The sequence below is a fragment of the Tropicimonas aquimaris genome (genome assembly GCF_042676185.1).
Classification (GTDB): Bacteria; Pseudomonadota; Alphaproteobacteria; order Rhodobacterales; family Rhodobacteraceae; genus Tropicimonas; species Tropicimonas aquimaris.
Map to the genome: position 1 here is coordinate 248,740 of NZ_JBHTJT010000060.1, position 19,923 is coordinate 268,662.

General features: G+C 67.0%; 22 protein-coding genes. 11 read left to right on the forward strand and 11 right to left on the reverse strand.

Translation table 11 applies throughout. The features are described 5' to 3' along the window. The first annotated feature begins 1 nt into the window (after position 1). Positions 2-733, forward strand: coding sequence for a rhomboid family intramembrane serine protease (locus ACFQ2S_RS24425; protein ID WP_386079257.1), 732 nt, complete (start codon positions 2-4; stop codon positions 731-733). Between the two features lie 12 nt (positions 734-745). Here ACFQ2S_RS24425 and ACFQ2S_RS24430 read toward each other — a convergent pair whose 3' ends face one another. The 3 genes from ACFQ2S_RS24430 to ACFQ2S_RS24440 form a co-directional block, all read right to left on the reverse strand. Beyond that, the gene (locus ACFQ2S_RS24430; protein ID WP_386079260.1) at positions 746-892 is read right to left on the reverse strand and encodes a hypothetical protein; all 147 of its coding nucleotides are present in this window, start codon (positions 890-892) and stop codon (positions 746-748) included. Between the two features lie 96 nt (positions 893-988). Further along, the gene (locus ACFQ2S_RS24435) at positions 989-1,786 is read right to left on the reverse strand and encodes an inositol monophosphatase family protein (RefSeq protein ID WP_386079261.1); all 798 of its coding nucleotides are present in this window, start codon (positions 1,784-1,786) and stop codon (positions 989-991) included. 197 nt (positions 1,787-1,983) lie between these two features. Further along, positions 1,984-2,892, reverse strand: coding sequence for a LysR family transcriptional regulator (locus ACFQ2S_RS24440; protein WP_386079263.1), 909 nt, complete (start codon positions 2,890-2,892; stop codon positions 1,984-1,986). A gap of 93 nt (positions 2,893-2,985) precedes the next feature. Here ACFQ2S_RS24440 and metF point away from each other — a divergent pair, with 93 nt between their 5' ends. Together metF and ACFQ2S_RS24450 are read left to right on the forward strand one after the other, a co-directional pair. Continuing rightward, the gene (gene metF / locus ACFQ2S_RS24445) at positions 2,986-3,852 is read left to right on the forward strand and encodes a methylenetetrahydrofolate reductase [NAD(P)H] (RefSeq protein ID WP_386079265.1); all 867 of its coding nucleotides are present in this window, start codon (positions 2,986-2,988) and stop codon (positions 3,850-3,852) included. Between the two features lie 151 nt (positions 3,853-4,003). Continuing rightward, complete coding sequence (locus ACFQ2S_RS24450; RefSeq protein ID WP_386079268.1) at positions 4,004-4,309, forward strand: hypothetical protein; 306 nt, start codon at positions 4,004-4,006, stop codon at positions 4,307-4,309. Positions 4,310-4,317: 8 nt separating this feature from the next. On the opposite strand, the gene ACFQ2S_RS24455 is transcribed toward ACFQ2S_RS24450, so the two are convergent. Both ACFQ2S_RS24455 and ACFQ2S_RS24460 read right to left on the reverse strand, forming a co-directional pair. Beyond that, entirely contained in the window at positions 4,318-5,379 is a 1,062-nt protein-coding gene (locus tag ACFQ2S_RS24455; RefSeq protein ID WP_386079271.1) for a DUF2235 domain-containing protein, read from the reverse strand. A gap of 160 nt (positions 5,380-5,539) precedes the next feature. Beyond that, positions 5,540-6,682 carry a type III PLP-dependent enzyme gene (locus ACFQ2S_RS24460; RefSeq protein WP_386079388.1) on the reverse strand — a complete coding sequence of 381 codons (1,143 nt, stop codon included), beginning with the start codon at positions 6,680-6,682 and terminating at the stop codon, positions 5,540-5,542. A gap of 200 nt (positions 6,683-6,882) precedes the next feature. On the opposite strand from ACFQ2S_RS24460, the gene ACFQ2S_RS24465 reads away from it, so the two are divergent. Then, entirely contained in the window at positions 6,883-7,314 is a 432-nt protein-coding gene (locus ACFQ2S_RS24465; RefSeq protein ID WP_386079273.1) for an Lrp/AsnC family transcriptional regulator, read from the forward strand. A 4-nt stretch (positions 7,315-7,318) separates the two neighbouring features. Here the strand turns inward: ACFQ2S_RS24465 and ACFQ2S_RS24470 are convergent, their stop codons facing one another. Beyond that, positions 7,319-8,443 (reverse strand): acetoin utilization protein AcuC, encoded by a 1,125-nt coding sequence (locus tag ACFQ2S_RS24470; protein ID WP_386079276.1) that lies wholly within the window; start codon positions 8,441-8,443, stop codon positions 7,319-7,321. Positions 8,444-8,659: 216 nt separating this feature from the next. Here ACFQ2S_RS24470 and ACFQ2S_RS24475 point away from each other — a divergent pair, with 216 nt between their 5' ends. Further along, a complete protein-coding gene (locus ACFQ2S_RS24475) occupies positions 8,660-9,130 on the forward strand; it encodes a DUF1178 family protein (RefSeq protein WP_386079279.1) in 471 nt (156 codons plus the stop codon). Positions 9,131-9,145: 15 nt separating this feature from the next. Here ACFQ2S_RS24475 and ACFQ2S_RS24480 read toward each other — a convergent pair whose 3' ends face one another. Both ACFQ2S_RS24480 and ACFQ2S_RS24485 read right to left on the reverse strand, forming a co-directional pair. Then, the gene (locus ACFQ2S_RS24480) at positions 9,146-10,051 is read right to left on the reverse strand and encodes a DMT family transporter (protein WP_245838262.1); all 906 of its coding nucleotides are present in this window, start codon (positions 10,049-10,051) and stop codon (positions 9,146-9,148) included. 65 nt (positions 10,052-10,116) lie between these two features. Continuing rightward, positions 10,117-10,716: a LysE/ArgO family amino acid transporter gene (locus ACFQ2S_RS24485; protein ID WP_386079282.1), complete on the reverse strand. Its 600-nt coding sequence runs from the start codon at positions 10,714-10,716 to the stop codon at positions 10,117-10,119. An 89-nt stretch (positions 10,717-10,805) separates the two neighbouring features. Between ACFQ2S_RS24485 and ACFQ2S_RS24490 the strand changes: the two genes are divergently transcribed. Together ACFQ2S_RS24490 and ACFQ2S_RS24495 are read left to right on the forward strand one after the other, a co-directional pair. Beyond that, positions 10,806-11,711 (forward strand): LysR family transcriptional regulator ArgP, encoded by a 906-nt coding sequence (locus ACFQ2S_RS24490; RefSeq protein WP_386079285.1) that lies wholly within the window; start codon positions 10,806-10,808, stop codon positions 11,709-11,711. Between the two features lie 75 nt (positions 11,712-11,786). After that, on the forward strand, positions 11,787-12,626 hold the full coding sequence (locus ACFQ2S_RS24495; protein WP_386079288.1) for an SDR family NAD(P)-dependent oxidoreductase: 840 nt from the start codon (positions 11,787-11,789) through the stop codon (positions 12,624-12,626). A 59-nt stretch (positions 12,627-12,685) separates the two neighbouring features. Here the strand turns inward: ACFQ2S_RS24495 and ACFQ2S_RS24500 are convergent, their stop codons facing one another. From ACFQ2S_RS24500 to ACFQ2S_RS24510, 3 genes are read right to left on the reverse strand one after another with little or no spacing between them, the layout of a single operon-like run. Next, positions 12,686-13,573, reverse strand: coding sequence for an NAD-dependent epimerase/dehydratase family protein (locus ACFQ2S_RS24500; RefSeq protein ID WP_386079290.1), 888 nt, complete (start codon positions 13,571-13,573; stop codon positions 12,686-12,688). Then, positions 13,570-14,412, reverse strand: coding sequence for a glycosyltransferase (locus ACFQ2S_RS24505; protein ID WP_386079293.1), 843 nt, complete (start codon positions 14,410-14,412; stop codon positions 13,570-13,572). Before ACFQ2S_RS24505 ends, ACFQ2S_RS24500 begins: the two co-directional genes overlap by 4 nt. 6 nt (positions 14,413-14,418) lie before the next feature. After that, the gene (locus ACFQ2S_RS24510) at positions 14,419-15,639 is read right to left on the reverse strand and encodes an NAD-dependent epimerase/dehydratase family protein (protein ID WP_386079296.1); all 1,221 of its coding nucleotides are present in this window, start codon (positions 15,637-15,639) and stop codon (positions 14,419-14,421) included. Positions 15,640-15,919: 280 nt separating this feature from the next. Between ACFQ2S_RS24510 and ACFQ2S_RS24515 the strand changes: the two genes are divergently transcribed. The 4 genes from ACFQ2S_RS24515 (at position 15,920) to ACFQ2S_RS24530 (ending at position 19,905) form a co-directional block, all read left to right on the forward strand. Then, the gene (locus tag ACFQ2S_RS24515) at positions 15,920-16,426 is read left to right on the forward strand and encodes a hypothetical protein (RefSeq protein ID WP_386079298.1); all 507 of its coding nucleotides are present in this window, start codon (positions 15,920-15,922) and stop codon (positions 16,424-16,426) included. 176 nt (positions 16,427-16,602) lie between these two features. After that, on the forward strand, positions 16,603-17,688 hold the full coding sequence (locus ACFQ2S_RS24520) for a glycosyltransferase family 2 protein (RefSeq protein ID WP_386079300.1): 1,086 nt from the start codon (positions 16,603-16,605) through the stop codon (positions 17,686-17,688). Beyond that, positions 17,672-18,976, forward strand: a complete 1,305-nt coding sequence (locus tag ACFQ2S_RS24525; protein WP_386079301.1) for an oligosaccharide flippase family protein — start codon at positions 17,672-17,674, stop codon at positions 18,974-18,976. Before ACFQ2S_RS24520 ends, ACFQ2S_RS24525 begins: the two co-directional genes overlap by 17 nt. Beyond that, on the forward strand, positions 18,973-19,905 hold the full coding sequence (locus tag ACFQ2S_RS24530) for a glycosyltransferase family 2 protein (protein WP_386079303.1): 933 nt from the start codon (positions 18,973-18,975) through the stop codon (positions 19,903-19,905). The genes ACFQ2S_RS24525 and ACFQ2S_RS24530 overlap by 4 nt, the downstream gene beginning before the upstream one ends. The last annotated feature ends 18 nt before the right edge of the window (positions 19,906-19,923 follow it).

The window sequence follows — 19,923 nt, forward strand, 5'->3', positions numbered from 1 at the left end:
CATGTTCCCGATCCGCGACCACAACCCGTCGGGCAGAACGCCCTATGTCACGATGGCGCTGATCGCGGCGAACATCGCTGTTTTCCTGTCCTACTGGCACCTCTTCAGCAAGCCCCCGGAGCTGATGCGGTTTTACCTCGACTATGCGCTCATCCCGGCCTGGCCGCAGCCGCACAGCTTCCTCACCTCGATGTTTCTGCATGGCAGCTTCTGGCACATTGCCGGCAACATGCTTTTTCTATGGATCTTCGGGGATAACCTCGAAGACGAGATGGGCCACTTCGGATTCCTCGTGTTCTACCTCGCGAGCGGTATCGTCGCCGGGATCGTTCACGTTGCGCTCTCACAGGGCTCTACGGTGCCGACGGTCGGCGCGTCCGGCGCCATCGCCGGTGTCATGGGGGGCTATCTTCTGATGTTCCCCCGCGCCCGGATCGATATCCTGATCATCATCATCATCATATTCCGGATCTTCACGGTCCCGGCCTGGCTTATGCTTGTGCTCTGGTTCGGGATGCAGGTCGTGGGCGCCGCCGGGTCGGATCCCGACATGGGTGGCGTCGCCTACTGGGCCCATGCAAGCGGCTTCGCAATCGGCGCTGCCTTTGCCGTCCCGCTCTGGCTCAGACGCGGCGGGCGGGATTTCTGGGACCGCACGCACGGGCTGCCGCCGCACCCGGCCCGGCCGCTAACCGCGCCGGGAGTACCGATCGTAGGTCGCAAACGCCGCTGAGCGGCGCGACGATCAGTCGAAGCTGGTCTTGATTTGGTAATTCGAGGCCGTCGACGCGATGTCGTTGGAAATCTCGCCGGCGCTACTGCGCCACACGGTATGCGTCGCAAGTGCGAGGCCGATCACCAACGCCGTAAGCATGACCCAATCTGTGGTCACGGCGCCGTCTTCTTCCCCGAAGAACCGCCCAACGCGTTGGATATGTGTGTCGCTTGTCATCATGTTCACGACACTAGATGCGAATTGTGACCCGATTCAGGCGCTTTCGCGGCCCCTAAGCGTCTCGGAAAACTTGGTAAACACATCGCCGTTGGCCGCGATCACGGACCGGTCGCCGAAGATGTCGCCGCCCTCGCGCAGTGGCTCGACGAAGCCACCAGCCTCGCGCACAATCACGATCCCGGCGGCGATGTCATAGGCGTTGATTTCCCGCTCCCAGTAGCCTTCGTAACGGCCCGCGGCCACGTAGGCGAGATCGAGCGAAGCGGCCCCCCAGCGGCGCACGCCGGCGCATTGCGGCATCAGCCGCGCCAGATCCTGCATCGTCGCCGGAAGCGTCCGCTTGGCACCGAAAGGAACGCCGGTCGCAAAAATCGAATCGTTCAGAGAGCGCCGCCCGGAAACCCGGATCCGCGTGTCGTTCATCCAGGCTCCGGCCCCCTTCTCCGCGACGAACATCTCGTCCTTGGCGGCATCGAAGACCACGCCGGAGACGATCTCGCCCTTGTGCTCCAGCGCGATCGACACGGCCCAGTGCGGCAGCCCGTGCAGGAAGTTGGTCGTGCCATCCAGAGGATCGACGATCCAGCGGCGTGTCGGGTCGGTGCCGGCAACCTCGCCGGTCTCCTCGCCAACCCAGCCGTATTGAGGCCGCGCCCCCATCAGCTCGTCCCGGATGATGGTTTCGGCCGCCATGTCGGCCCTGGTCACGAAGTCGCCCGGCCCCTTGGAGCCGACCTGGAGATTCTCGACCTCGCGGAAATCTTTGACCAGCGACCGGCCGGCCTTGCGTGCGGCCTTGATCATGACGTTGAGATTGGCGCTGCCCTGCATCGATCCGGCTCCTGATGTTCAAGGGGGCGCTATACGATGCAGGTGCCCCGAATCCAAGGCCAGAATACAGCATGCCGACGCCCGACCCGTTGGCAGTGGGCAAGGCCCACCGCCCGCTCCTTCTTCTGTCGTTAAATATCCCCGCCGGAGGCTCCCGCACCAGCCCCCCGCGCCGTCGCCCGACCCGGGAGCGCCGCTCACCCCTCGCGCTGCAGCTTGACCGGGATGGTTCGGGCCAACCGCAGGAAATGCGCCATGAACGGTTTCGACACCTCGTCACTCCGCGTCGCCGCAAAGAGCCGGCGTGAGATCCCCTGTTCGGTTATCGGGCGCGTCACGTAGTCGGAATTGTAGCGCACTTCCCGCACCACCCAGTCCGGCAGGACCGCGACGCCCCGGTTGGAGGCCACCAGAAGCAATATCACCGCGGTTAGTTCCACCTGCCGCACCGCACGTGGCTCGACCTTGGCCGGCATCAGCAACTGGCTGAAGACGTCGAGCTTCGTGCGCTCCACCGGATAGGTGATCAGCAGCTCGTTCCGGAAATCTTCCGCCTCGACAAAGGACCTCTCCGCCAGCGGATGGCGCGACGAGGCGACGAAGACCGGCGAATAGTCGAAGAGCGGGTTGAAGGTGACGCCGTCGATCTCCTCGGGGTCGGAGGAAATCACCACGTCCACCTCCTCCTTCCACAGCGCCGGAAGCGCGTCGAAGGCGAGCCCGGGACGAATGTCGACATCCACATCCGGCCAGGCCTTGCGGAACTCCTCCAGCACCGGGAAGAGCCACTCGAAACACGCGTGGCACTCGATGGCGATGTGCAGCCGGCCTGATTTTCCGGACCGCAGGCCGCGAAACTCCTCCTCCAGCGCAGCCACCTCCGGCAGGATCCGCTCCGCCGCGCGCAGCATCCGTATGCCGGCCGCCGACAGCTTGAGCGGCTTTGAGCGGCGCACAAAGAGTTCCATCCCCGCCTGCTCCTCCAGCCCCTTGACCTGATGGCTCAGAGCCGACTGTGTCATGTTGAGGATCTCGGCCGCGCGGGCCAGCCCGCCGGCTTCGTGGATTGCCTTGATCGTGCGCAGATGGCGAAGTTCGATATGCATGCCGTATTCATAACCTTTGTGAGAATTATGAAATTGCTTCATCCGAAGCGATATGCAATTCCATCCGGCGACACAAGAGGACCCGAAACCGCCATGCCCGCCCCGAAAGTCTCCTTCGAATTCTTCCCGCCGCGCTCGGTCGAGGCTTCGTTCCGCCTGCACGACACGGTCCAGGCGCTGGCGCCGCTCAACCCCGAGTTCGTTTCGGTCACCTACGGCGCCGGCGGCACCACCCGCCGCCTGACGCACGAGGCAGTCTCGGCGATTCACCACACCAGCGACCTGCGCGTCGCCGCCCACCTGACCTGCGTCGACGCCACCCGAGAGGAAACGCTGGAAATAGCCCGGAGCTATGCCGAGGCCGGTGTCCGCGACATCGTCGCGCTCCGCGGCGACCCGCCGAAAGGCGCTGCGCGGTTCGAGCCACATCCCGAAGGCTTCCGCGACACCTGCGAGCTGATCTCGGCGCTGAAACAGACCGGCGACTTCACGATCCGGGTCGGCGCCTACCCTGACCGCCACCCCGAGGCCGCCAGCGACACCGCCGATGTGGAATGGCTCAAGCGCAAGATCGACGCCGGCGCAGACGCCGCGATCACGCAGTTCTTCTTCGAGGCGGAGACCTTCTTCCGCTTCCGCGATGCCTGCGCCAAGGCCGGCATCGACGCGCCGATCCTGCCCGGCATCCTGCCGATCGAGAACTGGGCCGCCGCCCGCCGCTTCGCCCTGCGCTGCGGCGCCGCCGTGCCGGCCTGGCTCGACGAGGCCTTCGAGACCGCCGTTCGCGACGGCCGCGAGGAGATCCTCTCCATCGCCGTTGCGACCGAGCTTTGCTCCAACCTTCTCGAGGGGGGCGTCGATCACCTCCATTTCTACACCCTGAACAAGCCGCACCTGACGCAGGACATCTGCCGCGCGCTTGGGGTGACGCCGGAGCTGCACCTGGAAGACGTCGCCTGAACAGGCATGCGGAGGCGGACGGCCCGGTTCGTCCCACCCGCTGTTGTTCCCACGCCGCATCCCTGCCTAATTTTGCAAGGCACCTATGCACCCTGGGCATTGACGGGTTACAAATCCTGACAATTTCCTGGCGGGTTCACGGGGTGCTTCGATGTTTGGGTTTCAGACCGTTCTGCAAAACGGCCGCAACTGGCAGGACGCCGCGACGGCCTATGGCCAGATGTGGCTCTCCGCCGGCGAGGTCATCTGGCTGCGTAGCGTTCAGATGATGACCGGCACCATGACCCAGGCAGAAATCGCCCGCATGTTCATCGAAAAGCCCGTGGCCTTTGCCCAGGCGGCGCAGGAAGCCGGGTTGGCGGTGAGCCTCGGCAAGGATCCCGCGACCGTCGCCCGCCTCGCTGTCAGCCCGCTCAGCATCCAGGCCAGCACGAACGCCCGACGGCTCCGCAGCTGAGGCCCGCGCTACCCGGTCGCCAGCGCGGCAAGGTCCGCCTGACGGTCAATCGCCGGGTGAAAGGTCTCTGACGGGTCCATCCCGATCCGCCGACGTCCGCGCATCAGGAACAGCTTGGCCCAGCCGCGCCATGTGCCGACCGATGGCGCCGCGATGTTCTGGGGAAAGAGCTCGCGCCAGCCATCGGGCAACGTCAGCCCCGCGGCTTCGGCATGCTCCAGCATCCAGACCAGCGGCACGTTGGACCGGGGCCGGGCCTCGGAAAAGCCGCCAAGCTGACCGCCGACATCGCCATGCGAGCCCGGAAACCACCTCTGCTCCACGATCGCGCCGTTGCCGCCATGCGTCTCCCAGAGCTCCGGCGCAAAGGCCAGCCGGTTCTCGTCATGCGCCAGCGCATGGCAGCCGCGTTTGACGTGACGCCCGAGCGCGTGGTTGTGGAAGGCGTGGGTCGGCTCGTTCAAGCGCCAGACCAGCGGCAGGCGAACGCCGAGCGCCTTGACCGTATCCCAGACCCCGATCATCTCGATCGGCACGTCGCAGTAGCAATGCAAGCGGCTGAAATCCGCGGCGGCAACGCTTTCGGGGGCGCATTCGTAATGCCGCCAGAGCTGCCGCACGTTGCGAACCGTGGCATGACGGGCCTCCAGCAGGCCCAGCCGGTCGATGGCACCGGCCAGCGAGCGAGCGGCAAAGGCGCCGCGGGAATAGCCGAACAGGAAGATCCGGTCGCCCGGCCGATAGCGCGAGGCGAGAAAGCCGTAGGCGTGCCGGATCTTTCGGTCGAGGCCGTAGCCAAGAACGACATGATGGGTGCTGACCCAGTCTTGCCACTGGATCCCGGCATCGTAGTAGAGCGACAGCGACGCCCGCGGCCCCTCGGAGGCAAGCAGCTTGTACGTGAGGCCGGCATTGGTCTCGTCCCCCGGCGACAGGGAGGACATGGTGCCGTCGAGCACGATCACGTGGGTGACTGGCCCGCGCTCCCGCAGCGCCGGACGGGACTGGCGATGGCGATTGGCGCGGCGCAGGCGCACCCAGGCGGCGAACTGCCTGTTGAGACGCTTCATGCTCGCCCCCTGCCGAAGACATCGGCTTGCCCTACCCGCACCATCACTCGCGACTCCTGAACACTCCGTTGTTTAGCATAGCAGAAATGTGGCCCCGCGGGGTGTTTCGATCCAGCACCTGGTAACGTTGCACGCGCAATGGTGTTCGATGTGTGAACGGTTAGCCACAGATGGACCGGACCGTTGCCCGCTCGAGAACGCCAAACCCGTTGAACCCCGTCAGGGTCGCCGTCGCGTATGCGCCCATGCCATGGAAGATCAGCACATCGCCCTCGGCGACGTCGCCCGACAGGTGGAGCGTTCCCGGGAGGCGGTCGAGGCTGTCGCAGGTTGGGCCGAAGACCACCCGCTCGACGCGCGCGCCCATGCGCGGCCTGCCACTCGGGTCGCGAAGCTCGTAACGGTCGGTGGCGCCGATCTGCGGGAATTCCATAAGCCCGCCATAGACCCCGTCATCGAGGAACACGTCGCCGCCGTCACGCACCGCGCGCACCCGGGTCGCAAGCGACTGGCTGCCGGCCACGATCCCGCGACCCGGTTCGCAGACCAGCGCCGGGGGCGCGACGCCGAATGCTTCGCGGGTGGACTGAGCGATTCGGGCGAAGATCGCCTCGAGGTCGGGCGGAGACGCCGCTTCCCGGTGGGCCGGAAAGCCACCGCCGACGTTGAGCCGCGACAGCCGCACGGAGTCTGCTTTGGCCACCGCGGCCGCCGCATGGATATATACCTCCCAGGCCGCCGGGTCGGTGCATTGCGTGCCGGGATGGAAGGTCAGCGAGGGTGTCAGCCCAGTGGCAGCGACGCGGCGCAACAGGTCGCGGGCAAGCTCTGCATCGGCACCGAACTTGGAGCCGAAATCATAGGCCGCGCCCTTGACCGGCAGGCGGATGCGCACCGAAACTTCGGTGCCCGCAGGAGCCAGTGCCAGGAGCTTTTCCAGTTCGCTGTGGCTGTCCACGCTGAAGGAGCGGACGCCCAATTCCGCCGCACGGGCTATCTCGCCCCGCGACCGGACCGGGTTGTTGTAATGCAGCGCGGCGTCCGGTGCGATTTCTCGGAGCAGTTCGATCTCCGGAACCGAGGCGACGTCGAAGCCGCGCAGACCGGCCGTCCAGAGGTTTTCCAGCACCACCCTGTCGGGGTTGGCCTTCACCGCGTAGGTGACCATTCCGGGAAATCCCCGCTGGAACCGGCGCGCCGTGTCCTGGAGCACCGAGGGGGCGAAGAACAGCACCGGGCGGGCGCCGTCGTGGGAGCGGATGAACTCCGCCGGGTCGGACCAGATCTGTCGGGCCGGATACATGTGCGCGTTTTCCTGCTCTGCCGGCACGGTGTCCGTCGCCTGCTCCCGCGGATCGAGCACGGCACCATGCGTTTCCTGTGGCGGCGGAACCAATGCCCGCCACCTCCAGTGTCACTCAGGAATCCGTCGTTCTGTGCCGTCATCTTGATTGAAATGACGTCGAGATCGATACAATTTGACGAAAGAGGAGGGCAGATTGCATGGACACCCTGGATCGCAAGCTGATCGCGGCGCTCTCCGCCGACAGCTCCACAAGCACCGCCGAACTGGCGCGCAATCTCGGCGTCGCCCGTTCCACCGTTCAGGCCCGGATCGAACGGCTGGAAGGCTCCGGGGTGATTGCCGGCTACACGATCCGGCTCGGCGAACCTGTGGAGCGCCGGCGGATCCGGGCCACGGTGCTGCTGCAGATCGAGCCACGCGCGACCGCGTCGGTGCTGTCGCGCCTCCGCGCGCTCTCGGAGATCGAGAGCTGCCATTCCACCACAGGTCGGGCCGACATGGTGCTGCAACTGGTCGCCGAAACGACCGAGGATCTCGATCAGGCGCTCGACCGGATCGGAGCCTTCCAGGGCGTTCGGGCGACCGAGTCGCTCATCCATCTCAGCACGAAGTTCGACCGGCGAACCTGAGGGGTCACCCCAAGCCTTCGCGCCGCAACAGGACGGCCAGCCGCTCTTTGAGTTCATCCCGGACGGGCCCGGGGCGTGGAGCGTCGCGCAGGGTTGTGAACCAGTGGTCCGGCGGCGCCTTGCCCCGGCTGTTGCCCTCCCAGCGGAGCGCGCGCAGCACCGCCTCGCCCTCCGGTTCAAGGCGATCCGGGATCTCGATCCCGTTCAGCACCGCCCAGACGCCCGTCCACAGCCTGCCCACCGACCATGGGTTGTAGCCGCCGCCGCCGAGAACGAGGTAGCGCGGCGCCAGTGGGCGCAGCGCCGCCACGATCTCCCAATGTGCGTTGTTCGACAGGGCAAGCCGCGAGAGCGGGTCTTCCTCCACCGCGTCGGCGCCGCATTGCAGGACGATCGCCTCGGGTGCGAACCGCGCGACCAGCGGCAGAATCAGCGCCTCGCGTACCAACGCCATCTCGCTGTCGTTGAGCCCCTTCGGCACTGGAAGGTTCACCGCCGCGCCTCCCGCCCGGTCGACCAGGTGGCCGGTGAAGGGCCAGCGCCGTTCCTCGTGAACCGAGATCATCAGGATCTCGGGATCGCCGTCGAAGGCGAGTTCCACACCGTCGGGATGGTGCGCGTCGATGTCGACATAGACGATGCGCCGAACGCCCATCCGCCGCAGCGACAGGATGCCGAGGACCGGGTCGTTGAGATAGCAGAACCCGTTCGCCCGGCCGGGCAGACCGTGATGGGTGCCACCAGCGGGATGATAGACGACTCCGCCATCTACCAGCAATTCGCCGGCCAGCAGCGAGCCCCCCGCGGCCGTGGCCGGGCGACGATAGACCTCCGGATAGATCGGGTTCGAATGCGTGCCGAGCCCGAACCGCTCCCTGTCTTCCTCCGTCCCGAGCTGCGTCGCTTCGACCCGCTCCAGCGCCGCGACGTAGTCCGGCGCGTGCCAGACCGAGAGCGCCCTTGGCCTTGCCCGCGGAGAGGCCAGGTAATTCGCCGGTCCGAGCCAGCCCAATGCCCGCGTCAGGTCCATCACCGTAGAGACCCGCGGCACCCGAAGCGGATGCCAATGGCCGTAGCTCGATCCCCGGTAGATCTCCGAGCCGATGAAGACCGGTCCGTCCCGCTGCACCCCGCGCCCTTCCCATACTGCCCCGACCGCTCGCAGACGACCTGTGTTGCAAGGGGCCTTGCCGATGAATACGTAGCCTCGGCCCGCCCGCATTGCCAATCGCGCGCGCATCGCGCATCCCGGAACGTGCCCCCTGCCACGATTAGGGGCAGACGGCCTGTCGGACAGCGCGCCCCCCCTTTGCAGTTGCCGCACGGCGGATTACATCTGAAAGGCATGATCAGATACAGCCTCATATGTGGCGAGAAGCACCGGTTCGACAGCTGGTTCGCCTCGGCCGACGCATTCGAGACCCTGCGGACCTCCCGCATGGTCTCCTGCGCCGTATGCGGCTCGACCTCTGTCGAGAAGGCGATCATGGCCCCCAGCGTCCAGACGGCGGAGACCAAGCCCTCCAAACCGCGCGAGGCCGATCCCGCGCCCGAGGCCACCCCGCCGGCAGAGCGCCCGCTGGCGTCGCCCGGCTCTCCGGCGGAGCAGGCGCTGGCCGAACTGCGCCAGAAGATCGAGGCGAACTCGGATTACGTCGGCGGCGATTTCGCGCGCGAAGCCCGTGCGATGCATCTCGGCGAGACCCCGCGGCGCTCGATCCACGGCGAGGCGAATGCGAAAGATGCGAAGGGGCTGATCGAGGACGGCATTCCCGTGCTCCCCCTGCCCTTCATGCCCCGCCGCAAGACCAACTGACCCCGGCCAGGCGGGTCAGCCTTCGGTCGAGGGCGGCGTTGCGCGCATTCTCAGACGCGCCTCCCGGTAGGCGATGAAGCTCACCGAGGCCATGATCAGCCCGCCCCCGAGAACGACCCATCCGTCCAGCGCCTCGCCAAAGGCGACGGCCCCGAGCAGCGTGGCCCAGATCAGCTGCAGGAAGGTGACCGGCTGGCTCACCGCCATCGGCGCCGCCTGAAAGGCCAGCGTCATCGCGTAATGCCCCCCTGTGGCGAAGGCCGCGACGATCATCAGCCAGCCGAGGTCGCCCCAGCTCGGCGTAACCCAGACGGCGGCGGCAAATGGCACCAGAGCGATCGTCACCATGATCGAAAGCATCGCGACGACCACCGTCGGGCCGACTTCGCCGGTCATGCGCTTGGCGATGAGGTAGGAGGCGGCGAAGCAGAGCGCGGTGACGATCATTGCGAAATGCCCCGGATCCAGCGGCCTCAGACCCGGCCGGAGGATGACCAGCGCGCCGAGGAACGCCACTCCGATCGCAGCCAGTCTCCGCGCCGCCAGCGGCTCGCCCAGAAACACCGCAGCACCGAGCGTGATGTAAATCGGGTTGAGGTAGTTCATCGCCGTGACCTCGGCGAGCGTGATCCGTGTCATGGCGTAGAACCAGCAGATCACCGCCACGGCCTGCACCAGCCCGCGAAACGCAAAGAGCCCCCAGGCGCGTCGGCTGATCCTGGCGCGCCGCAGCGCCGGAAGCATCGGCAGGAGAAAGACTAGGCCGAGCAGGTAGCGCAGAAACGCCGCCTCGGCCGCCGGAACGCGCGGTCCGATATACTTTACCGTCGCCTGCACCCCGACGAAGCACAGCCCGGTGACGACCATCCAAAGGACGGCGACCAGCGGGCGTTGATCGGGCATGGCGGGAGCGACGGACATGGCGGCGACCAGACCCGATCCGGCGGAGCGGCACAAGGCGGAAAGCGCAGCCCTCGGCCGGTGTTTCAACCCCGGATCAGGCCCACGGCGATGCTCCACATCACGCAGCCGATCAGAACGTCCAGCAGGCGCCAGCTTTGCGGCCGGGCGAAGACGGGCTCCAACAGACGTGCCCCGTAGCCGAGGGAGAAGAAGAACGTGAACGAAGCCGCGACAGCCCCGGCTGCAAAGGCCGGCCGCGCCTCCCCGAAGGTAGATGAGACCGATCCGATCAGCACCACCGTATCAAGATGGACATGCGGGTTGAGCCAGGTGAGCGCGAGGCAGGTGGCCAGAACCGGCCCGAGCGCCCGCACGCCCGCGCCGCCGGGCTCCAGCACCTCCCCGCCCCGCCAGGCGTTCCGGAAGCTGAGCGCGCCGTAGGCCAGCAGGAAGGCAGCGCCGCCCCATCGCATCGCCGGAACCAGTGCCGGCGCCAGCGCCGAGATCGCGCCAAAGGCAAAGACGCCGATCGTGATCAGCACCGCGTCCGACAGCGCACAGGCAAGAACCACCGGCAGCACATGCTCTTGCCGCAGCCCCTGCCGCAGCACGAAGGCGTTCTGTGCACCAATGGCAAGGATCAGCCCGAAGCCGAGACCAAATCCCTGAATTAACGCGTCCATGCTTGTTTCCTGCCCGTTTGTGTCAACGGCTTGCGTCTATCGGCTCGGCAGGGATAATCCAAATTCAACTTTCTTGCGGCAGATTAGAATTGCTTACGATAGATACAGCACAACTCGCCGCGCTGGCAGAGGTAATCCGCACCGGCAGCTTCGACCGCGCAGCGGCGGTACTCGGGGTGACGCCGTCGGCGATATCGCAACGGATCCGGGCGCTGGAAGAGCGGCAGGGGGCGGTGTTGATCCGCAGGGGGCAGCCCTGCACCGGCACCGAGGCGGGGATGCGCCTGTTCCGCCACGCCGAGGAGGTTGCGTTGCTGGAACACGCGCTGGAGCGCGATCTCGGTGGCGGCACGCCGGCGTCTCGGCAAACGATCCGCATCGCCGTCAATGCCGACAGCCTTGCAACGTGGTTTCCCAATGCGCTCGCCGCGGCGCAGGCGGTCGACTCCGGTCTGCTCTTCGATCTGATCCTCGATGACCAGGACCATTCCGCGGATTGGCTTCGGCGCGGCGAGGTCGTGGCGGCAGTCACTGCCCATGCCTCGCCGATCCAGGGGTGCGACAGCCATCCCCTCGGCGCGCTGCGCTACCTCGCCACGGCGAGCCCGGATTTCATGTCCGCCCATTTCCCGCAGGGCGTCACTCGGGAGGCGTTGGCCGAAGCGCCGGCGCTGACCTTCGACCGCAAGGATGCGCTGCAGGCGCGGTGGATCTCCATGAAGGCGGGGGACGGCATCGTGCCGCCCACGCATTTCCTGCCGGCAAGCCAGGCCTTTGTCGACGCGGCGCTTCTCGGGATCGGCTGGGGGATGAATCCGGAGCCATTGGCGCGCCCGCTGATCGCGGCCGGCAAGCTCGTTGCGCTCGATCCAGACCTGCCGCTCGAAACGCCGCTCCACTGGCAGACCAGCCGCGTGGCGCGGGCCGCGCTGGCGCCTCTGAGCGCGGCGGTGCGTCAGGTGGCGCGCGAGTGGCTGGAGCCCTGCGCGGCCTGACGCGGGCGGTTTCGCCCTTTTCCCTGTGGGACCGCGGGACTAGGCTCCCGCCGACCGGCAAGAGGAGGACAAGCCATGGTCGATTCCGTTCTCAACTCCGAGTCCGTTGCGGTAATCACCGGCGGCGCGGCAGGCATCGGGCGGGCAATCGCCCTCGAGTTCGCCGCCCTCGGGATGCGCGTCGTGGTGGCCGACAACCGTGCGGACAGGCTCACCGGCATCGAGGCGGCGCTCAAGACCGCCGGCGCGCAGGACGCCATGGCACAGGTTGCCGACGTCGCGGACCCGCAATGCCTGGCGGCGCTGGAGCAGGCAGTGGCGGAGCGCTACGGCGGCACCGATATCCTGGTGAACAACGCCGGCATCCAGCCCGGCAGCGCGATGTTCGGCCCGGTGGAGGCATGGGAGGCCGTGCTGGACACCAACCTCTGGGGCGTGATCAATGGCACCCGCGCCTTCGGACCGCGCATGATCGAACGCGGCCGGCCCGGAATGATCGTCAACACCGGCTCCAAGCAGGGCATCACCACCCCGCCCGGCGATCCGGCCTACAACGTCGCGAAGGCCGGGGTGAAAGCCTATACCGAGGCGCTGGCCCACGAGTTGCGGAACACCCACGGCGCGCGATTGTCGGCGCATCTGCTGATCCCCGGCTTCGTGTTCACCGAGTTGAATGCCCATGGTCGCACCGAGAAACCGGCGGGTGCCTGGACGCCCGAAGAGCTCGCGGCCTTCTTCCTTGAGCGGCTCAAGGCGCGGGATTTCTACATCCTATGCCCGGACAACGATGTGACGCGGGAACTGGACCAGAAGCGCATGGCCTGGGCGATCGGCGATATCATCGAGAACCGCCCTGCCCTTTCACGCTGGCATCCCGATTACGCCGAAACCTTCGAGGCATTCATCCGGTCCTGACCTCGGCGGACTGGCGGAGAGGGGCCTTTGGCTTTTGGACAGGCAGACGGGAATGGTCGCTATCCGGCGATCATCTCCGGCAGGGCCGCCCGGAGCCGGTCCATACCGCCGGGGCGCCAACCCAGCGCCTCGATCTTCGCAGTGTCCATGACGTTGACCCTGGCCGCGTCCGAAGGCTCGGGAAGCGGGCTGGTGGCTCCGGTGATCCGGGCGACCTCGGCCAGCAGGTCGTGGCGGTCGAGCAGGATGTCGGAGACGTTGAACAACCCGCCATCGCCGAGGCTGTCGCGTTCGGCGGCCAACAGGAGCCGGACCGCCGCGGCGAGGTCCGCGCCATGCACCTCGGTCGCCACGCGAGGCGTGACCTGCTCGCCCCCGGCGAAGCCCTCGAACAGCTCCGTCCACTTGTGCGTCCGGCCCGGCCCGGCGGGGCCGTAGACGCCGGTGACCCGCAGGCTTGCGGTGCCGAACTCCGGCGTCGCCATCGCGGCAAGCGCCTGCTCGGCCTCCAGCTTGACCTTGCCGTAGAGCGTGCCGGGCCGTGGAGCCATGGTCTCGACCAGCCGGGCGCCCGGTGGCCAGCCTTCGCCATAGGCCGCCCGGCTGGAAAGGAAGAGGAGCCGCGACAGCCCGGCCCGTCGCGCCGTGGCAAAGAGCCGGAGCGAGCCCTGCAGGTTGGCGCGCAGGAAGCCCTCACTGTCGTCGCCCTCGCCGCCGCGGTAGCGGCCGGGCACATGGCTGAATGCGGCATGAACCAGCGCGTCGCAGCCGGAGAGGTCCGGCACGGAGCCGGTGAGGTCGTAGTGCTGATGCGCGACCGGGGCGCTGAAGACACCGGGCGGCGGGGCGCGGCGGGAGAGGATCGTGACGCTGTCTCCGGCCGACAGCGCCTCCTCCACCAGGAAGCGCCCGACGAGTCCTGTGCCGCCGGTGATGGCGAGCCTCACCCCTGCGGGCCCGGCAACGAGGCGATAACCGGCACCGGGCCGTCGCCGGCGAAGGCCTCCCAGAGCGCGATCAGCGGTGCGAGCTTCTCGGCCTTTTGGTGGTCGTCCTGCCAGGGCTTCTCGTACTGGTAGTGCAGGATGTGGATCGCGGGCCAGCTCCACAGTTCCGGCATGTTGAACCAGACGTATTGCAGCATGTTGTCGAACACCGGCAGGCCGTGCCAGTCGGGGAAGAAATGCTGCAGGAAGGTCTGGTCCGTGCGGCGCCAGAAGACGCCGGGGGTATCGAGTTCGGCCAGCATCGAGTCGAATGTCTCGACGGAGGGTCGGGCGGTGAAGACGCCGGAATTCATCCGGTGAAAATCCGCAAGGCTCTCGTACACGTTCGGCGCGGCGCTGAACTCCGGGTAATGGAACAGCCGGTCGCAATTCTTCAGCATCAGCGCGTCGGCGTCGATGAAGACGACCCGCTCGTATTCCACCAGTTGCCAGAGCCTGAGCTTGGCGAAATTGTCCAGCGGCGTGTGGAACATGGGCTTGCCGCCCTTGGTGAAGGGCGCCAGCCCGTGCAGCCTGTCACGGGCATGGGCCTCGTTGAAGCTGGTGGAGGTCGGCAACAAGTCCACCTGAACCAGGCGCGCGCCGAGGGCGAGGAGCGGCGCCAGATCCTCAACGGACACCCCGCCGGTGTGCAGAACGACGCTGTCCGCATCGGTGCCGGTGAGGCTGATAGACCGGAGGAGCGCCTTCGCCCCCAAGGCATAATCAGCATTGGTGACCAGCGTCACGTAGGCAAGGCGGCTCGCCGCCGGCCGGTCTGCCTGCAGTCCTTCGATCATGGGAGATCAGGAAACGGACTTCAGGTGGACGGCCTCGGGGTCGCGCACGACGCGGCGGGCGATGTCCTTGGTCCAGGCCGACACCGCCGGAACGTGCTTGCGGTCGATCCGGTGGGCGTATTTCTCGGCGATATGCACGATCTCGTCGAGCAGGCCGCTCTCCAGCCGGATCGGATCGAGGCCGAGCGTCAGGAAGCTGTCGTTCTTCACGATCAGGTCGTTCTCGGCGGCTTCCTTGCGCGGGTTGGGCAGGAAGGCGATCTCGGAGCCGGTCAGCTTGGCCACCATCTCGGCCAGGTCGCGGACCCGGTGGGTCTCGGTCATCTGGTTGAAGATCTTGACCCGGTCGCCGCGCTCCGGCGCATCGCTCAGGGCAAGCTCGACGCAGCGCACGGTGTCCTGGATATGGATGAAGGCGCGGGTCTGGCCGCCGGTGCCATGGACGGTCAGCGGATACTTGATCGCGGCCTGAATCAGGAAGCGGTTGAGAACTGTGCCGTAGTCGCCGTCGTAGTCGAAGCGGTTGATCAGTTGCTCGTGGCGCGAGGTCTGGTCGGTATTGGTGCCCCAGACAATGCCCTGATGCAGGTCGGTGATCCGCAGCCCGTCGTTCTGGGCGTAGAACTGGAACAGGATCTGATCGAGCGACTTGGTCATGTGATAGACCGAGCCCGGACGGGTCGGATAGAGGATCTCGAGCCCCTTCTTCTCGCCCTCGAGGTTCTCGATCTCGACGTCGAGATAGCCCTCCGGGATCGCCGCGCCGACGCTGGAATAGCCGTAGACGCCCATGGTGCCGAGGTGCACGAGATGCGCGTCGATCTCGGTTTCCACCAGCGCGGTCAGCAGGTTGTGCGTGGCGCTGACGTTGTTGTCGACGGTGTACACCTTGTGGCGGTCGGACTTCATCGAATAGGGCGCGGCGCGCTGTTCGGCAAAGTGGATGATCGCGTCGGGGCGGTATTCCTCCAGCCAGAGGCGCAGGCGCTGGTACTCCTTGGCGAGGTCGAGCAGGTGAAAATGGATCTCGTTGCCGGAAACCTGTTTCCAGATCCGGCAGCGTTCCTGGATGGAATCCATCGGGGTCAGCGACTGCACGCCCAGTTCCGTGTCGATCCAGCGGCGGGACAGGTTGTCGACGATGTGAACGTCATGCCCGAGGTTCGACAGGTGCAGTGAGGTTGGCCAGCCACAGAAACCGTCACCGCCGAGAACTGCAATACGCATGGTCAACTCCTCTTCGTCATGTCGCTGACGTTTCTGCTTCTCTGCTGGCTTGCTGACTTAGCTGCGCCCGAAAAGCATGTCGAATGAAAGATATGCGACAGAGTCGGACATTGCGGCGGTCGAGTTCAAGCCCCGGCAGCGAAAAAACCTTACCAGTCCGCAGGATTGCGCCGGATTACCTTCATGCCAGCAAAGCCGGCCATGCAGGGATTTGCCCTCCCCCAGGGCCAGCCCACGCGCTAGGCTTCAGGCGACGTTCGCATCTTGAAAGGCCTGTTCCATGCCCTCCTCCCCGTCGCGGCTCCGCCGCACCCTGAGCGACCTGCTGCTGGCGATGCTGAACGCGACGCTGATCCTCGTGGCACTCTGCCTGTTTCTCGGGCTCCGGCTGGCCGGCACGGTCGAGGACGTGACCGAACGGCTCACGGGCAATCTCGCCTCGGTGGCGCCGCTGCGCGACGGGGTCGGCGAGATGACGGAGGAGCTTCGCGCCTTGCGCGCCGATCTCGCGGCGGTCACGACACAGGCCGGCGAGGCATCTTCCGAGCGGGTCGCAGCATTGAACGCGCGGCTCGAGACGCTGGACTCCCGGCTCGAGACGGCCCAGGACCGGTTCGCGGAGCTTGGCGAGCGGATCGACTCGGCCATCGAGGATCCGTCCGCGCTGATCGACCGTGCCGTGCGGGCCGCAGCCGACCAGACCGCGCAGAACCTTGCCGGCATGGCAGGCTGCGCCCTGCCCGCATCCGGCGCGCCTGACCTGGCCGTGAACTCGCCCGGATCGTGACGCGGCGCGCCGGCCCGCAATACCTCCCAACCCACCCTGAGTTTGTGCAGCCCCGCGCGGGGCAGGTGCGCCCTTGGGACACCTGCGAAAAAAAGCGGCCGTCCGGGGATGCCGAGGCTTGCCCAGCGTCCATTTCTGCTAGGCTTCGCGGGAGCAGAAGGCCACGGGAAGACCGGATGGAAGCTGTGCGGCGCGAAGCGCCACCGATGCTGAGTGCAGTCGTCGTGAATTACAACGGCGGCAAGCGCGTTTTGCGCTGCGTGGAGTCGATCCGTCGTCATGGCGGCATGGTCGAGGAGATCATTCTCGTCGACAACGGCTCGCAGGACGGCAGCGCCGAAGCGGTAATGGCAGCCTTCCCCGAGACCCGCCTTATCCGGCTGAGCGACAATCCCGGTCCCGCGGTGGCGCGCAACCGGGGGCTCGTGGCGGCGCGCGGCAGGCTCGTGCTGCTGGCCGACGCCGATACCCGACTGACCGAGCGCGCGCTGGAACTGCTGCTGCAGACCCAGTCCGCCACCGGGGCCGCGATCGTCTGCCCCCGGCTTATCCTTGCGCCCGGCACCGGCACCGTGCAATGCGACGGCGCCGCCCCGCATTTTGTCGGAACGCTGATCCTGCGCAATGCCAACGCGGCGCCGGACATCGGCGGTCCGCCGCGGGACGTCGGCGGGATCATCAGCGCCTGCCTGCTCGTGGATCGCGCCGCCGCGCTCGACGCCGGTGGCTTCAACGAGACCTTCTTCTTTTATTTCGAGGATCTGGAATTCGGCCTCCGGATGCGCCTGCTCGGTCACCGGATCGTCTGCGCGCCGCGTGCCGTGGTGATCCACGACCGCGGCACCGGCTATGCCGGCCTGTCCTTTCGCGGTACCGGGAATTACCCGCGCCAACGTGCCTATCTCTCGATGCGCAACCGGCTGCTGACGATCGCGATCTGCTTCCACTGGCGCACGATCCTCGTGATCGCCCCCGCGCTGTTGCTTTATGAACTCGCAACGCTGGTGCTGGCTCTGATGCGGGGGTGGCTGCCGCTCTGGGCGCGCGGCTGGGTCTGGATGTTCACCCATGGGCGCGAGGTTCGGCAAATGCGGCGCAGCATGCAGGCCCGGCGCAAGCTGCGCGACAGCGAGGTGCTCGCCGGCAGCCCGCTGCCGCTGGCGCAGGGGCTCTTCAAGAGCCGCATGCTCACTGTCGCGACCGAGGCTTTCTCCCGTCTTCTGGCCGCCTACTGGAGGCTCGCTCGTGTCGCAGCCTACTGAGATCCGGCCACTCCCGTCGCGGCCCACGCCAAGCGCCTCGCTGATCGCGCGGATCACGGGTTGGGAGCGCGAACTGGCGCTTTCGGTGATCTCTCAACTGGTTCAAAAACTGCCCGGGCTGGTCGGCGCCGTGGTGCTCGCCCGGCATTTCGACATTTCGCTCATGGGTCAGTTCTTCTTCTGCGGAGTGATCGCTGCGATCGCCGCAACGGTGAGTCACCTCGGCACCGACCGGGCACTGAACCGTTCGGTCGCCCAGAACCCGGATGGCGCGCTGGAGATGCTGGGCAGGGTTCTCCCGATCCGGCTGGTCGCCATCGCCGTGCTCTGGTTGGGGGTAAACGCAGTCGTGGCATTGGTGGCGCCGGACCTGTTGGTGATCTGCACGCTGACAACGGGATACATGCTGCTCGGCAACCTCTTTTTTTCCTTTTCCGCCGTCTTCGTCGGCTTGCGGTGGGCCGGCGTGCGGCTGGCGATCGGAGCCATCGGACCACTGCTGATCGCGCTCTCGTCCTTTGCAGTTTTCCTGGGCTGGTCGCTGCCGGCAGTCCTGGCGCTCTATTGCTGCGCCAACTCGCTGATGGTCGCGGTCGCGATCCGTCTGACCCGCGCGCGCCTTGGCCGGCCAGACCTCGTCTGGAACTTCGAACCGCACCGGCCCCTGCTGCTGCTTTCCGCCCCCTTCCTCGCAATCGAGATCGTGCTGCTGATCCAGGCGAAGGTCGACGTGCTTATGATCTACGCCATGAGCACCCCGGCGGCGGTGGCGGAATACGAGACCTCCTACCGCCTGCTCGAGGTCACCCGCACGCTGATCCGGCCGTTGATGATGGTCTTCGTGCCGATTGCCGCGGCGATGGCGGTGACGGGCGATCAAACCGGCCTCGCGCGCCTGGTGCGGAGCCTTCTGGCGGGCGTCAGCCTCGCCGGTGCCGTGCTGGCGCTGGTCTGCATCGCCTTCGCCGAGCCGATCGTGGTGACCGTCTGGGGCGAGACCTACCGGTCGGGCGCGGACATCTTCTCCGTGCTGGCGCTCGCCACCGTGCCGCTGTTCCTCGGCCTGGCCAGCCTGCACCTTGCCGGAGCGCTCCACAGGGAACGCAGCGGGCTTCGCATCCTGATGCTGACCGCCCTGATCAATGCCGGAACGAACGCATTGGTGATCCCGCGCTTTGGCGCGCTCGGCGCGGCATGGACCACCTTTGCCACCGAATGCCTCGCCGCGCTGGCGCTGATGGTGCTGATCCTGCGCGCCTCGCGCACCGCCGAGGGAGGGGCGCCATGAGCGGTCCCGTCGTCTCGGTCGTAATCCCCTGCAAGGGCGGCGCGGAAGGCCTCGCGCTGCTTCTGCAGGACTTCACGGCACAGGACTTTCCCCACGCATTCGAGGTGATCGTCGTCGACGCCTGGGCAGACGATGCGATCCGCGACACGGCGCTGGCGCATGGCGCGTGGCCCGTTCGCGAGGGAACGGGCCACCTGCCCGGCGCCGCCCGCAATCTCGGGGCGCACCACGCCCGCGGCGAGATCCTGGCCTTCGTCGATGCCGATTGCCGGGTCGATCCCGGCTGGCTCACCGCCGCCGTCCGAACGCTCGACGGCGGGGCCCTGATCGCCACCGGACCGGTCGCGGATCTCGCTCCGCTCCACCCCGTGGCCCGCGCCGACAACCTGCTCCAGTTCGCCGACCTGCCGCGGGAGCGCAAGCCCGGCGTTCTGCACATGGCGCCATCGTGCAATTTCGCCCTGCGCGCCGAGGATTTCGACCGGCTCGGCGGCTTCCGGCACCGCGAGGGCCTGTCGACCGGCGAGGACGTGGATTTCTGCCAGCGCGCCACCGCGCTTTTCCCCGATGCGATCCGCTTCGAGCCGCGCATGGCGATCCGCCACGCCGGCCGTCGGACGATCCCGGCCATGATCCGTCATCACCACGCCTTCGGCCATTCCCGCGGGCAGCTGCGCCTGTTGCTGACCGATCGGCAGGCCCGCCTTGGACGGATGGCGGTGATGGCCCCTGCCGTGGTGCTGAGGCGGCTAAGCTACATCACCGGCCGCGTCGTGCGGCTCGCCCCCGGAAAATTACCCGCGACTCTGCTCATCAGCCCCCTGCTGCTGATCGGCGCGGTCGCCTGGACCGCAGGTTTCCGCCGCGGGTTGAACGAAGGCGCGCCCTCCACCCCGGCCGGGGCGGAGACGCAGCCGGAAGATGGATGACACGCCGCACGCAGAAGG